Origin of the sequence: Pantoea sp. (genome assembly GCF_039594315.1) — a bacterium.
In the GTDB taxonomy this organism is placed as follows: domain Bacteria; phylum Pseudomonadota; class Gammaproteobacteria; order Enterobacterales; family Enterobacteriaceae; genus Pantoea.
The window spans coordinates 51,972-65,579 of sequence record NZ_JBCNNP010000007.1 but is presented as its reverse complement, the minus strand read 5'-3'; the positions used below and the strand labels follow the sequence as shown (position 1 = coordinate 65,579).

At 51.3% G+C, this 13,608-nt stretch carries 15 protein-coding genes and 2 tRNA genes; 10 read left to right on the top strand and 7 right to left on the bottom strand.

Going from position 1 to position 13,608, the window contains the following annotated elements; all coding sequences use genetic code 11:
* Positions 1 to 239: 239 nt before the first annotated feature.
* Both ABDW13_RS07180 and ABDW13_RS07175 read right to left on the bottom strand, forming a co-directional pair.
* Positions 240 to 327 (bottom strand) — tRNA-Ser (locus tag ABDW13_RS07180).
* Between the two features lie 35 nt (positions 328 to 362).
* A tRNA-Ser gene (locus ABDW13_RS07175) sits at positions 363 to 450 on the bottom strand.
* A gap of 222 nt (positions 451 to 672) precedes the next feature.
* Between ABDW13_RS07175 and yccA the strand changes: the two genes are divergently transcribed.
* Together yccA and tusE are read left to right on the top strand one after the other, a co-directional pair.
* Positions 673 to 1,326 (top strand): FtsH protease modulator YccA, encoded by a 654-nt coding sequence (gene yccA / locus ABDW13_RS07170; RefSeq protein WP_343551806.1) that lies wholly within the window; start codon positions 673 to 675, stop codon positions 1,324 to 1,326.
* Positions 1,327 to 1,420: 94 nt separating this feature from the next.
* Positions 1,421 to 1,753, top strand: coding sequence for a sulfurtransferase TusE (tusE, locus tag ABDW13_RS07165; RefSeq protein ID WP_343551805.1), 333 nt, complete (start codon positions 1,421 to 1,423; stop codon positions 1,751 to 1,753).
* Here tusE and yccX read toward each other — a convergent pair whose 3' ends face one another.
* On the bottom strand, positions 1,754 to 2,032 hold the full coding sequence (yccX, locus tag ABDW13_RS07160) for an acylphosphatase (protein ID WP_343551804.1): 279 nt from the start codon (positions 2,030 to 2,032) through the stop codon (positions 1,754 to 1,756).
* An 85-nt stretch (positions 2,033 to 2,117) separates the two neighbouring features.
* Between yccX and rlmI the strand changes: the two genes are divergently transcribed.
* Both rlmI and hspQ read left to right on the top strand, forming a co-directional pair.
* A complete protein-coding gene (gene rlmI, locus ABDW13_RS07155; protein ID WP_343551803.1) occupies positions 2,118 to 3,308 on the top strand; it encodes a 23S rRNA (cytosine(1962)-C(5))-methyltransferase RlmI in 1,191 nt (396 codons plus the stop codon).
* A gap of 59 nt (positions 3,309 to 3,367) precedes the next feature.
* Positions 3,368 to 3,685 carry a heat shock protein HspQ gene (gene hspQ / locus ABDW13_RS07150; protein WP_343551802.1) on the top strand — a complete coding sequence of 106 codons (318 nt, stop codon included), beginning with the start codon at positions 3,368 to 3,370 and terminating at the stop codon, positions 3,683 to 3,685.
* Between the two features lie 31 nt (positions 3,686 to 3,716).
* On the opposite strand, the gene ABDW13_RS07145 is transcribed toward hspQ, so the two are convergent.
* On the bottom strand, positions 3,717 to 4,130 hold the full coding sequence (locus ABDW13_RS07145; RefSeq protein ID WP_343551801.1) for a CoA-binding protein: 414 nt from the start codon (positions 4,128 to 4,130) through the stop codon (positions 3,717 to 3,719).
* 176 nt (positions 4,131 to 4,306) lie between these two features.
* On the opposite strand from ABDW13_RS07145, the gene ABDW13_RS07140 reads away from it, so the two are divergent.
* Complete coding sequence (locus ABDW13_RS07140) at positions 4,307 to 4,933, top strand: DUF2057 family protein (protein WP_343551800.1); 627 nt, start codon at positions 4,307 to 4,309, stop codon at positions 4,931 to 4,933.
* Positions 4,934 to 5,001: 68 nt separating this feature from the next.
* The gene (locus ABDW13_RS07135; RefSeq protein WP_343551799.1) at positions 5,002 to 5,463 is read left to right on the top strand and encodes a methylglyoxal synthase; all 462 of its coding nucleotides are present in this window, start codon (positions 5,002 to 5,004) and stop codon (positions 5,461 to 5,463) included.
* 3 nt (positions 5,464 to 5,466) lie between these two features.
* Here ABDW13_RS07135 and helD read toward each other — a convergent pair whose 3' ends face one another.
* Positions 5,467 to 7,521, bottom strand: coding sequence for a DNA helicase IV (gene helD / locus ABDW13_RS07130; RefSeq protein ID WP_343551798.1), 2,055 nt, complete (start codon positions 7,519 to 7,521; stop codon positions 5,467 to 5,469).
* Between the two features lie 123 nt (positions 7,522 to 7,644).
* Between helD and ABDW13_RS07125 the strand changes: the two genes are divergently transcribed.
* Positions 7,645 to 8,088, top strand: a complete 444-nt coding sequence (locus ABDW13_RS07125) for a YccF domain-containing protein (RefSeq protein WP_343551797.1) — start codon at positions 7,645 to 7,647, stop codon at positions 8,086 to 8,088.
* A 9-nt stretch (positions 8,089 to 8,097) separates the two neighbouring features.
* Positions 8,098 to 10,236, top strand: a complete 2,139-nt coding sequence (yccS, locus tag ABDW13_RS07120) for a YccS family putative transporter (RefSeq protein WP_343551796.1) — start codon at positions 8,098 to 8,100, stop codon at positions 10,234 to 10,236.
* Here yccS and ABDW13_RS07115 read toward each other — a convergent pair.
* On the bottom strand, positions 10,233 to 10,862 hold the full coding sequence (locus ABDW13_RS07115; RefSeq protein ID WP_343551794.1) for a TfoX/Sxy family DNA transformation protein: 630 nt from the start codon (positions 10,860 to 10,862) through the stop codon (positions 10,233 to 10,235). The genes yccS and ABDW13_RS07115 overlap by 4 nt on opposite strands.
* Before the next feature lie 222 nt (positions 10,863 to 11,084).
* On the opposite strand from ABDW13_RS07115, the gene sulA reads away from it, so the two are divergent.
* Together sulA and ompA are read left to right on the top strand one after the other, a co-directional pair.
* The gene (gene sulA, locus ABDW13_RS07110) at positions 11,085 to 11,576 is read left to right on the top strand and encodes an SOS-induced cell division inhibitor SulA (RefSeq protein WP_343551793.1); all 492 of its coding nucleotides are present in this window, start codon (positions 11,085 to 11,087) and stop codon (positions 11,574 to 11,576) included.
* A gap of 349 nt (positions 11,577 to 11,925) precedes the next feature.
* Positions 11,926 to 12,996, top strand: a complete 1,071-nt coding sequence (ompA, locus tag ABDW13_RS07105; RefSeq protein ID WP_343551792.1) for a porin OmpA — start codon at positions 11,926 to 11,928, stop codon at positions 12,994 to 12,996.
* Positions 12,997 to 13,066: 70 nt separating this feature from the next.
* Here the strand turns inward: ompA and matP are convergent, their stop codons facing one another.
* Entirely contained in the window at positions 13,067 to 13,534 is a 468-nt protein-coding gene (gene matP / locus ABDW13_RS07100; protein WP_343551791.1) for a macrodomain Ter protein MatP, read from the bottom strand.
* Positions 13,535 to 13,608 lie beyond the last annotated feature (74 nt).

Genomic DNA, 13,608 nt, shown 5'->3' with positions numbered 1-13,608 from the left:
TCATCAGTGAAACACTCTGGCTTTCAAACGATTAGCACGCCAAAGAGCGAATTACCGCACAGTGTAACTCAGCTTGCATCGGAAAATCGCCAGATGTTTGCAAAAACAATGCATCGAATATAGCAGTAAACGCGCGTGACGTCGGGTAACGGCAGCAGATTGAAAAGCAACAGGATGTTTTTCGGAATCTCGGAATGCAGAAAAGCAAAAAGCCCGCATTTCTGCGGGCTTCTTTAATATGGCGGAGGAACAGAGATTCGAACTCTGGGATGGTTTCCCATCGACGGTTTTCAAGACCGTTGCCTTAAGCCACTCGGCCATCCCTCCGGAAATCTTTTTGTAACTTCACTCTGCAAGAGTGATGGCGGAGGAGGAGAGATTCGAACTCTCGGATGGTTTCCCATCGACGGTTTTCAAGACCGTTGCCTTAAGCCACTCGGCCACCCCTCCGCAATGAGGCGCACTATAAACATCCCCCAGAACGATGTAAAGCCTGCATTGAATCGTTCGGCTGAAAAACAGCCAAATTCTATTTTTTCGGCGTCATTTTCGCCAATCTGCTCAGCGAAACAGCTATTTATCGCGTAAAGAAGGGTAAAACGCCTTTTCTGTCTTTATAGCGCTGCGTATCCTCTTGCCATATTTGATGTTTCTCTCCTGAAGGAGCGCATGATGGAAAGAGTTTTTAGCTCGTCACAGCAATCGTTAATCAGCACCCACAAAGTGCTGCGCAATACTTACCTGCTGCTTGGCTTCACCCTGGCCTTCTCGGCAGTAACCGCAACGTTGAGCACTGTATTTGCCCTGCCTTCACCAGGATTGATTCTGATGCTGGTTGGCTTTTATGGCTTGATGTTCCTGACACATAAACTGGCTAACAGCCCAGCCGGTATTCTGGCGGCATTCGCCTTCACCGGTTTCCTTGGCTATTGCCTCGGCCCGATTCTGAGTTCGTTCTTGAGCGCAGGTATGGGTGATGTGATTGCCATGGCGCTGGGCGGTACAGCATTGGTGTTCTTCGGTTGTTCCGCATACGTGCTGACCACGCGCCGCGATATGTCATTCCTGAGCGGCATGATGATGGCTGGCTTTGTGGTGCTGCTGGTGGCGGTTGTCGCTAACATCTTCCTGCAACTGCCTGCGCTGCATCTGGCGATTAGCGCCCTGTTCATTCTGTTCTCGGCTGGCGCGATTTTGTGGGAAACCAGCAACATCATTCATGGCGGCGAAACCAACTACATCCGCGCCACCGTGAGTCTGTATGTTTCGCTGTATAACATCTTCGTTAGCCTGTTGAGCCTGTTGGGCTTCGCTAACAAAGATTAAGTTGCCTAAGAAAATATTCAAAACCCCGCTTCGGCGGGGTTTTTGCTTTTTACAGCATGACGAATTTACAATGTGCGGATTAATGTTGTGAGGAATGATCGTGATTTTTGCCGGTAAAGAGATTGCCACCGATGCGGAAGGCTATTTAAAAAACAGCGCGGACTGGAGCGAGCCGTTGGCCGCCGCCATCGCAGAGAAAGAGCAGATCGTGATGAGCGAAGCGCATTGGGAAGTGGTGCATTTCGTGCGCGCGTTTTATCAGGAATTCAATACTTCACCTGCGGTGCGCATGTTGGTGAAAGCCATGGCGCAAAAATACGGTGAGGAGAAAGGTAACAGTCGCTATCTGTTCCGCTTGTTCCCAGAAGGCCCCGCTAAGCAAGCCACCAAAATTGCCGGTTTGCCAAAACCGGCTAAATGCCTGTGATCAGCCAGTGGTAAATCGGGTGGGGATTTCCGCAGGTTGATGCGGCTCCACCAGAACTTTATCCACGCGTGCACTACGCGGTCCGCCCGCTTTCAGCCAACTGATTAATTCATCGACCTTTTGCGCATCGCCTGATGCCAATACTTCAACGCTGCCATCCGCCAGATTATGGGCATATCCCGTAAGGTTTAACTCTCGCGCCTGCGTTTGTGTGTGATAGCGAAATCCCACGCCCTGCACGATGCCATGCACCCAAATTTTATAGCAAGAAGTTGTCATTTCGTTCTCCCGTCAGCTTGCGTTGCTTTTTGCCGCCATCCGCCGGAAAATGGCGCCTCATTTTTTCAGGTAAGCATAGCAAACTATGACCGTTCGATTGATTCTCGCTAAGGGACGTGAAAAATCCCTGCTCCGCCGCCATCCGTGGGTGTTCTCTGGTGCCGTTGCCCGTATGGAAGGTAAAGCCCAATCTGGTGAAACCATTGATGTCTGCGACAGCAATGGCAAGTGGTTGGCCCGCGCCGCGTATTCGCCACAATCTCAAATTCGTGCACGCGTGTGGAGCTGGCAGCAGGATGAGTCAATCGACATCACCTTCTTCGTGCGCCGCTTTGAGCAAGCGCAGGTGTGGCGTGATTGGCTGGCAAAACGTGATGGCCTGGATAGCTATCGCCTGATTGCCGGTGAATCAGATGGTATGCCTGGCGTCACGATTGACCGTTTCGGTAACTTCTTGGTGCTGCAACTGCTGTCGGCGGGTGCGGAATATCAACGCCCGGCTATCGTTTCGGCGTTGCAGCAATGTTTCCCTGATTGCGCGATTTACGATCGTTCAGACGTTGCAGTGCGTAAAAAAGAAGGTCTGGAATTAGCCCAAGGCCCGGTTTTAGGTGAATTGCCGCCGCCGCTACTGCCGATTACCGAACACGGCATGAAGCTGTTGGTGGATATTCAGGGCGGCCATAAAACGGGCTACTACCTCGATCAGCGCGACAGCCGCTATGCCACGCGTGGATACTCAGACAATGCCCGCGTGTTGAACTGCTTCTCTTATACCGGTGGCTTTGCAGTTTCAGCGTTGATGGGCGGCTGTCGCGAGGTCATCAGCGTTGATACTTCGCAAGATGCGCTTGATGTGGCGAAACAGAACGTTGAGCTAAATGGCTTAGACGTGTCGAAAGCGCAGTTCGTACGCGATGATGTGTTCAAGCTATTGCGCCGTTATCGTGATAGCGGTGAGAAGTTCGACGTGATCATCATGGATCCGCCGAAATTTGTTGAGAACAAGAACCAGCTGATGGGCGCTTGTCGCGGTTATAAAGATATCAATATGCTGGCGATTCAGTTGTTGAATCCCGGCGGCGTGCTGCTGACCTTCTCCTGCTCAGGCCTGATGCCCACCGATCTGTTCCAGAAACTTATCGCCGATGCCGCCGTAGATGCCGGTCGTGATGTACAATTTATAGAGCAGTTCCGTCAGGCAGCCGACCATCCAGTGATCGCCAGCTATCCTGAAGGGCTTTATCTGAAAGGTTTTGCCTGCCGCGTGCTGTGACTTGAAAACGCTGTCCCTGCCTCCATATTGGTAGCAGGGCAGTCTTTTGGGAGGTCACAATGATTACCACTAAATTTGGAATTGGACAGCAAGTTCGGCACCGTCTCTCCGGGGTGCTCGGCGTAATTGTGGATGTCGATCCGGAGTTTTCGCTTGATGAGCCTGAATTAGATGATGTCGCCGCCAGCGAGGCCTTGCGCGCCGCGCCGTGGTATCACGTGGTGATGGAAGATGAAGAAGGCGATCAAGTGCATACCTACGTCGCTGAAGTGCAGTTGGCTGGGGAAACCTCGTTCGAACATCCCGAACAGCCTTCAATGGATGAACTTGCTGCGTCAATTCGACAGCAGTTGCAGGCACCGAGCTTGCGCCATTAATGACAACGGCGACTGAGATCGCCGCTTTTATTTAATGCTGAATGCCCAAGCGTGGAATTTCAATCTTCGGGCAACGATCCATCACCACCGTCATCCCCGCATCTTGCGCTAACACCGCGGCTTGCTCGTTAATAACGCCGAGTTGTAACCACAACGTCTTCGCACCAATGGCAATCGCTTCCTGCGCGACACCCCACGCCGCTTCCGCGTTACGAAACACATCCACCATATCCACTTTTCCCGGCACATCCGCCAGCGTGGCATACGCGGTTTGTCCCAATAGCTGTTGTCCAGCCAGTTTTGGGCTAACCGGAATCACCTCATAGCCTTGATCAAGCAGATATTTCATCACACCATAACTCGGACGATCGGGCCGATCGCTGGCGCCAACCAAGGCGATGCGTTTGGTGTGAGTCAGGACATCGCGAATTGTTTGATCATTCATTTTTCTCTCCTTGTTCATTCGCTTAAGTGTAGAGGAGATTGTGCTTTGCGATGCAATAGCCCAGCGCGAGAACTTTGCGCGGCAGCACGAATAAATATGTTAAAATGTAAATTAACTGCCATAATGTAATAATTTGCTACACATAATCGATTTATCCCCTTTCCCTGGGAGTTGAAATGAAGCTGTCGTTGACTGTTACGAGTTTACTCGTGTTGCTCGTATCGGCGTCCTGCCATGCCATCACCTTGAAGCTCGATCCCGATATCGATCTGTTGGTGCTGGATGGGCGCAAAATATCTGGCTCGATTTTGAAGGGCGCTGGCAGCCTTGAGCTGGAACGCGGACAGCACCAGTTTCTATTTCGGGTGGAAAAACCCGGCGCTGATGCCGCGCATTTCCAGTCTGTGCCGATGATTGTCACTTTCAACGCCAGCGCCCAATCCGTTGCGATTCGTTTGCCCGCCCTCACTAATCGCCGTGAACGCAGTGCCTTTGACAGAACGCTTAATTTTCAACTGATTGATGAACACGGCAATGAAATTGTCAGCGTGCGCGATCATCTTCCGCGCGCGGCGGATAATAATTTTGAACAAGCGATGGTCAACTACAATCGCGATGCGCATGCGGCTTCAGTGCCACGCTTTGCGCTCCATGCATTAAGCGCCAATGAAGCGCAATTGAATGTGGATTTTGCCTGGCAAGACGCCGGCGATCTGCCTTCACTGCAACGCTGGTTCCAGCGTTTTGATGCCGCCACCCGCCTACGTTTTATCAGTTGGATGAAAACCTTACGCACAAGTTGATAGTAGTGAAACGCCAGGGGTAAACTCCTGCATTAACAAATAATGCATGAGAAGAAACAGGAAGCCCTATGGAGCAGACCGTTCGTACCCTAAAAGTCCAAAAGCATATTGCCCTCGTTGCACACGACCATTGCAAAGCCTCGCTGCTGGAATGGGTCAAAACCAATCAAACCGCCCTACAATCCCACGTGCTCTACGCTACCGGCACCACGGGAAATCTGATTAATCGTCATACGGGTTTAGATGTCAACGCGATGCTAAGCGGCCCAATGGGCGGCGATCAGCAAGTCGGCGCGTTAATTTCGGAAGGGAAAATTGATGTACTGATTTTCTTCTGGGATCCACTGAATGCCGTACCGCACGATCCTGACGTAAAAGCGTTACTGCGTCTGGCGACGGTGTGGAACATTCCGGTAGCCACTAATCGCGCCACCGCTGATTTTATTATTCAGTCGCCAATGTTTGCACAGCAAATTGAGATCCAGATTCCAGACTATCAGCGTTATCTCGCTGATCGCCTGAAATCATAATCCTCAGGCCTTGCGGCTTTGCGGCACACCCAATTCGCGGAAGTGTTCGACAAACACCGATGGCCGATCTTTGTCGAACATCAGCCACACTTGTTGCTTCGCACGAGTGATCGCCACGTAGGCCAAACGCCGCTCCTCCGCATCCGGGAAATCTTCCGGCTGCGGTAACAACCCCTCTTCCATGATTGATTCGCGCGCTTCCGCCGGGAATCCATCACGTCCTTGATGCAAACCCAACACAATGACAAATTCGGCCTGTTGTCCTTTGCTGGCATGAATGGTCATAAAATCCAGCTTAAGTTTAGGCCAGCGCGTTTTGGCTTTATCGAGAATGGCCGGACGCAAATGGTGATAGCGCGCCAACAGCAGCACCCGTTCCTCAGGCTTAGCGTAACCACTTAACTTATCGAAAAGCGGCTCGAGCTGTTCCTGGGGCAGCAGCGTCACCGATTTTTTGTTGCCTTTGCTCAAACTGTTTAACGGCTTGCGCAACTGATGCGGATTTTGCTGCACAAAGCGATTGGCTATTTCACCGATGCGATCGTTGAAACGATAAGTGGTATCCAGCACGCAACGATCGCCTTCGCCAAAATAGTGATGGAACGCGGTAGTCAGGCTCATCTCGGCGCCGCTAAAGCGGTAAATAGCTTGCCAATCATCGCCCACGGCAAACAGGCTGGTGCGTTTATTTTGCTGGCGCAACGCGGTCAGCAGCGCTGCACGCTGTGGCGAGATGTCCTGAAACTCATCAACCAGAATGTGCTTCCACGGGCTTATAAAACGTCCCTTTTCCAGAATGGCGATCGCCTGATGAATTAATCCGGAGAAATCGACTGCGCCCTCCTCTTTCAAGGCGGTTTTCCACGCCTTCAGTAACGGCGCCATCAATTTCACGCGCTTACTGAAGTTGTCGCGTTGTTCTTCGGCCACATCGGCGATCATCGCCGCCTGCGCGCCGCCATGCATGCGCATCAATCCGAGCCAGCGCTCCATGCGTGTTGCCAGGCGCTGCGCCAGTTTGTCATCCTGCCAGAACGGCCCTTCCGGGACATCCCAATCCAACTCGTCCTGCAACCATTGTCGCCAGCCGCTGGCCTGCGCTTTCTTGCTGTTACACTGCTCGCGCCAGGTTTCAATCAATAACTGTCGCCGCGCCTTGCTGTCGCTTTCCAGCTTGCTGATCACTGGCTGTTTGTTGCTGCCTTCGCGGATGATGTGCAGCGCCAATGCATGGAAGGTGCGCGCTTGAATGGCACTTTCGCCAAGCCGCGTCTGGATGCGCTCGTTCATCTCCTCTGCCGCCTGACGTCCAAATGCCAGCAGCAGAATTTGCTCTGGCTGCGCCAACTTGCGTTTCAATAGCCAACCCGCACGCGCCACCAGCACCGAGGTTTTACCGCTGCCTGCACCGGCTAACACCAGCAGCGCATCTTCGCCATTTACTACCGCTTCGCACTGCGACGGATTAAGCGGCGTGGTCTCCACGGTGGAGAAGAAATCGTGATAATCCTTGAGGATCTTGCTGGTCCATTCGCGATTGCGTTGGCGGATAGCCGTTTCGCCCTGCTCTAGCCATTGCTGGCAGAATTGCCAGCGCGCTCGGCAATTGTCGAACTCTTCAATGCGCGCCAATGGCAACGGCAAAGCGGCAAACTGGCGTTTGATGTTCTCTTTCACCGCGCTGAGTTCGCTGCGTTTTAACCAGCGGTCCTGATGGGTAAAATCCAGTATTTCCTGTTCCAGCACCGTCAGCACCTCAGCGCTGACTTCACTCATTTCCTGGCTCCATTGCTGCCAGGCATGCTGTAAATAGTGGTAAAAGCGCTGTGTTTCCTGCCATTCGGTGCCGTGTAAGCGCACCACCTTCTCATCCGGCAATAAAAATTCCAGCTCGCCCCACACCATGCCGCGCTTGCAAACAATGCTAATTAACTGGTTAAACGGGATTAAATATTCATGGCGATCACCACTAACTTCCACGCCAGCAGCCAACAGGCGTACGCGGTTGTAAGGATGCTGAGCCAGACGCTTGCCCATTGATGTTGCTTTCAGTTCCATGTCCGCACTCTGATGTGGAATTCGAATATCGCGCAGTTTACCTGTCAGACTCTTGGCGCTCCAGCCTTAAAAAAGGCTAAACTGAGCACCACATATTGCGGATTGCAAAAGGAAAATCGGGTTATGCGTACCGTACTTAATATTCTTAATTTCGTGCTCGGTGGTTTTTTCACCACCCTGAGCTGGCTGTTTGCCACGTTGGTGAGCATCGTGCTGATTTTTACGCTGCCGTTAACCCGCTCATGCTGGGAGATCACCAAGCTGTCGTTTTTGCCGTTTGGTAACGAAGCGGTACATGTTGATGTACTTCGTCCGGAGAGTAAAAGCCACGTGATGAATACTGGCGGCACTTTCCTCAACATCTTTTGGTTAGTTCTGTTTGGTTGGTGGCTGTGCTTAGCGCACATTTCTGCTGGCATCTTGCAGTGCCTAACCATCATTGGCATCCCTGTCGGCATTGCTAACTTCAAAATCGCCGCGATTGCGCTGTGGCCGGTAGGACGCCGCGTGGTATCCGTTGAAGAAGCTCAAGCCGCGCGTGAAGCCAATGCGCGTCGCCGCTATTAAGGCTGCGCAATGATTCACAACGCTTTGCCAGGCTGGCGACGTTATTTATTCAACAGCAGCCTGCGCTATCTGTTGCGCATCTTTTTTGCGCTGGCAGGATGTGCCGCAGTGCCGTGGTGGCTGCATCAAATTGAGTGGACCATTCCGCTGACGCTCGGCGTAGTTGCCGCTGCGCTGGCCGATCTTGACGACCGCTGGATCGGACGCGTACGCAATCTGCTCATTACCTTGGTCTGTTTCTGTATCGCCTCAGTCTCCGTGGAATTGTTGTTCCCGCATCCATGGGCGTTCGGGCTGGGATTAGCATTTTCCAGTTGGGGCTTTATTTTGCTCGGCGCGCTGGGGCAGCGTTATGCCACCATCGCGTTTGGCGCGCTGTTAATCGCGGTGTACACCATGCTGGGAATTGGTCTTTTCCCCCAATGGTGGATGCAGCCGTCGCTGCTGCTGATTGGCGCACTTTGGTATAACTTGCTGACTTTTATCGGTCATTTGATGTTCCCTGTGCGCCCAGTGCAAGAGCAATTGGCCGGCAGTTTCTCGCAATTGGCGCGTTATCTGGAAGCCAAAGCGAACCTGTTTGATCCCGACGGCGGGGAACAAGATGATGCCAATCTTGTTGCCACGGCGATGGTCAACAGCCAATTAGTGGCGCAGTTGAATCTCACTAAAAGTACCATTCAGAGCCGTTTACGCGGTGATCGCGGTTCACGCAGCACGCGACGCAGCTTGCATTACTACTTTGTGGCGCAGGATATCCATGAGCGTGCCAGCTCGTCGCATCTGCAGTATCACTTGTTGCGCGATGACTGGCGCTACAACGAAGTGTTATTCCGTTTTCAGCGCTTGATGAATATGCAGGCGCAAGCGTGTCGACAACTGGCAGAAACCATTCTGTTACGGCAATCCTGGCATCACGATAGCCACTTTGAGCGTACTTTTAATCGTCTGGAAACCGCTCTGCAACGTTTGGAGCAAAACGAGCCGCAAGATCCCCACATCCGCGCGTTGTTTTGGCTGCTGCGTAATTTGCGCGCTATCGATGCACAATTGGCATCGATTGAATCCGAACAGATGCTGGCCGAACCGGCGGCACAGAGCGATAACCATCTTTCACGCGAAGGCCTGAGCGGCTGGGCCGATATTCGTCTGCGCTTAAGTCGTCATCTAAGTCCGAGTTCAGCTCTGTTTCGCCATGCGGTGCGCATGTCTTTGGTATTGTGCGTTGGCTATGCCTTTATTCAAATTACTGGCGTTGATCGCGGTTACTGGATACTGCTCACCAGCTTGTTTGTCTGCCAACCCAATTACAACGCTACGCGACGACGTTTGGCATTACGCATCGGCGGCACGCTTGCCGGTATCGCCATCGGCCTTCCGGTATTGTGGCTGGTGCCTTCAATTGAAGGCCAACTGGTGCTGATTGTGTTAAGCGGCGTACTGTTTTTCGCTTTCCGTCAGGTTCAATACGCACAGGCAACCTTATTCATCACGTTGCTGGTATTACTCTGTTTCAACCTGTTAGGCGAAGGATTTGAAGTGGCACTGCCACGCGTAGTGGATACTTTACTGGGCTGCGGTTTAGCCTGGCTAGCGGTCGCCTTTGTCTGGCCGGATTGGCAGTTTCGCAAGATTACTGCGGTTGCCGATCGCACTCTTGATGCGAACTGTCGCTACCTGGATGCGATTATGCAGCAATATCACCAAGGTAAAGATAACCGGTTGGATTACCGCGTTGCGCGCCGTGATGCCCATAATGCCGATGCCGAACTTGCCTCGGTGGTGTCAAACATCAGCAGCGAAATTAAGCAACAACAACCGCTGCGTGAAAACGCATTTCGACTGCTGTGTTTGAACCACTCCTTCCTTAGCTATATTTCTGCGCTTGGAGCACATCGCGATCGGTTGGCCGATAACACATTGCTGACGTTACTGGATGACGCCGTTTGCTTTATTGAAGACGTGCTACAAATTGAAAGCGTTAGCGAGGCTCAGGCTGTCAGCATGCAACAAGCATTGATACAGCGTCTGGCGGCAATGAAAACCAGCCCGGATGCGCGTGCACCGCTGGTGATTCAGCAATTGGGATTACTGGTCGCGTTACTCCCCGAAATTGCCCGCCTTCGCAGAACACTAGTTAATCATTAAGGCTGAACCTGCTCCGCTGACGCATGTTGGCGGAGCGTTTGCAGATACCAGGCATACAGCTCTTCCCTGATTGCGTTAGGCAGTGCCGCTTCATGATGCCCTGAAATCGCCCCTTCCAACGCCAGCAACGTTTTTAAGCCAATGTGCTTATTCAGCGCACGCAGTTTCAACCAAGATTGCCGCGATCCCGCTTCATACAACAGTCGCACCGAACTTATCCCTACTTTGTGTAGCATCAGTTCTAAACTCAGGCTGAGATTCGGCAGATCTTTCAGGCGAAGCGAGACAAGTCTGGTCGCTGCTTCAACCTGTGCTGCTCGCAGCGAGCTCGCGGAAAGTCGCAGTAATTGCTCAGAGTCCTGCCATAACTGACTATCCACTTTGAAATAACTCAAGGTGACCGGAACTCCACGTTTGCGGTAAACCAGCGGTTCCAAAGATCGATGGGTGTTGTAGACGTGGAGCGCCTCACAAGCGCGCAAGTAGAGCGCATCCTCATTAATGTAGGCAAAAATCACCTTCTCAACCGTTAGGGCATAACCGCCAAATTGGGTGCGTGACTCAATTTTTCCTAATGGTGCTAATTGCGCTTTTGATTGCTCAACTACTGGGTTGTTTCTTTTCATATTGCCCCCTCAATTTCATTCCATGCACGGGAAATTTCCTATAAAAGCGCGTTGATTCATCAATTTAGAAGATAAAAAAAACGATTTAGCTGTTCAATGAATAAAAGCAGGAGAGCGGGATCTTGTGCAGAATTTGCGAGGCATTTTCAGAAATTGAGGTTGATCTTTATTCAGGAAGCCATTACTGTACATCCATACAGTTCATTACTGAGTGATTAAATTATGCGTACTCAATTCTCTGGCCTTGCTGATCGTTCACCACGTTTTGCTTCATCAAGCTTAGCGCAACCTTCGTTAGGTGGAATCACTGAACTACGCTCCAGCGAACAACCAGGCATGATGCAATTAATGCTGTTGCCGGTGTTGAAACAGCTGAGCGAGCAATCACGCTGGCAGCTTTGGTTAACGCCGGCACAAAAGCTGAACCGCAGTTGGATGCAGCAGTCAGGATTGCCGTTAGACAAGAGTATGCATATTACTGAATCAGAGCGTTTTAATACGGTGGAAAGTATGGTTAAAGCGTTGCGTACTGGAAACTATAGTGTGGTAGTGGCCTGGATTCCGTACGAATTGAACGACGAAGAACGTTTTGAATTGGAGCAAGCAGCAGCAGAAGGTGAAGCACTTGGACTGATTTTACGTCCGCAGGGACATGGATATGCCCATTCCAGACAATCAAAAGCAGCAAAAATTCCGTCTGATTTGTTTCATTAAGTAAATCCAGGAATTTTCTCACCATTTTTTTTGCAGAAGTTATCGCTAAGCCACTGATTCTTTTCCCGCCAGCTATGACAATGGCTTAGCCGCTTTTTTGTTTTCTCTTACCGAAGATTTTGCCACGTGATTTGTTAAAATGTGTGTATAAATCGCTGTTTTTTTACTGCTCGACCTCACATCATACTTGTAACTTTCCAATCTCGTTGTAGACTTTAGCTCGCCAGGGTGCTCAATAACCTCCGTTTTTTCGGTAGAGTCAAAAGCGAGCGTTTAGACCCGGCGAAGGATTAACACAAAGAGCAACCTTTTTGCTCATTGCCTATTTGGATGATAACGAGGCGCAAAAATGAAAAAGACAGCTATCGCAATTGCAGTGGCACTGGCTGGCTTCGCTACCGTAGCGCAGGCCGCACCTAAAGATAACACCTGGTACACCGGTGCTAAACTGGGCTGGTCTCAGTATCACGATACTGGTTACTACGGTAACGGTTACGAGAACAACAACGGTCCAACTCACGAATCTCAGCTGGGTGCTGGTGCATTCATGGGTTACCAAGCTAACCCGTACCTGGGCTTCGAGCTGGGTTACGACTGGTTGGGCCGTATGCCTAACAAAGGCAGCGTGACTAATGGCGCGTTCAAAGCACAAGGCGTTCAGCTGGCTGCTAAATTGAGCTACCCAATCACCGAAGATTTCGACGTCTACACCCGTCTGGGTGGTATGGTATGGCGTGCTGACTCTACTCAGACCAACCCACAAACTGGCCGCATCAGCGACCACGACACCGGCGTTTCTCCGCTGGCTGCTGTTGGTGTTGAATACGCACTGACCAAAAACTGGGCAACTCGTCTGGACTATCAGTGGGTTAACAACATCGGTGACGCAGGTACCGTTGGTGCGCGTCCTGACAACAGCATGCTGAGCGTCGGCGTTTCTTACCGTTTCGGTCAGGATGAAGCAGCAGCTCCAGTTGTAGCTCCGGCTCCAGCTCCAGCGCCAGTTGTTGAAACCAAGCGTTTCACTCTGAAGTCTGACGTGCTGTTCAACTTCAACAAAGCGACTCTGAAGCCAGAAGGTCAGCAGGCTCTGGATCAGCTGTACAGCCAGCTGAGCTCAATGGATCCGAAAGACGGTTCTGTTGTCGTACTGGGCTTCACGGATCGCATCGGTTCAGAGCAGTACAACCAGAAACTGTCTGAGAAACGTGCTCAGTCTGTAGTTGATTACCTGGTATCTAAAGGTATCCCTTCTAACAAGATCTCTGCACGCGGTATGGGCAAATCTAACCCAGTTACTGGCAACACCTGTGACAGCGTGAAAGGCCGTAATGCCCTGATCGACTGCCTGGCGCCAGACCGTCGCGTTGAAATCGACGTGAAAGGTATCAAAGACGTTGTAACTCAGCCACAGGCTTAAGTTATCGCGCAATAAAAAACCCCGCTTCGGCGGGGTTTTTTTATGGCTGAACTTTTGAACAAATAAACGATTACTCGTTTTCCGAACCGCCTTTGCCAAGAATGGCCTGCAAATCCTGCTTCAGCGTAGACATCTGATTCGCATACTTCTCTTTACGTTCAGCATCCTCAATCAGCTGAACGATGGTTTCCGACAGCGTATTGCTGCGGCGCTGCGCCAGCCCCGCCAAACGCTGCCACACCAGATATTCCAGATCGATCGATTTCTTACGCGTATGCTGATGCTCAGCATTAAAGTGACGTTTACGCCGTGCGCGAATCGTTTGCTTAAGACGATTATCCAAATCCGGGTGAATATGCTGAGCGATCCACTCATTGACCTCAACCGGGCTGTTCTCCATCGACAACAGCAAATCTACCGCAGCTTGTGCGGCACTTAGCTCAAGATGACGGGTGATCAGTTCACCCTCCCGATGCTTCTTCACCAGGTATTTCCACTTCCATCCACTTTCAAGATTTTCGAGTTGCTGGTATTTCATCGGAATCTCATCGTGATCACGTAACAAACTAAGAATAACAGCTTTTTTCTCTGATGTAGCAAGGAAAAACATGT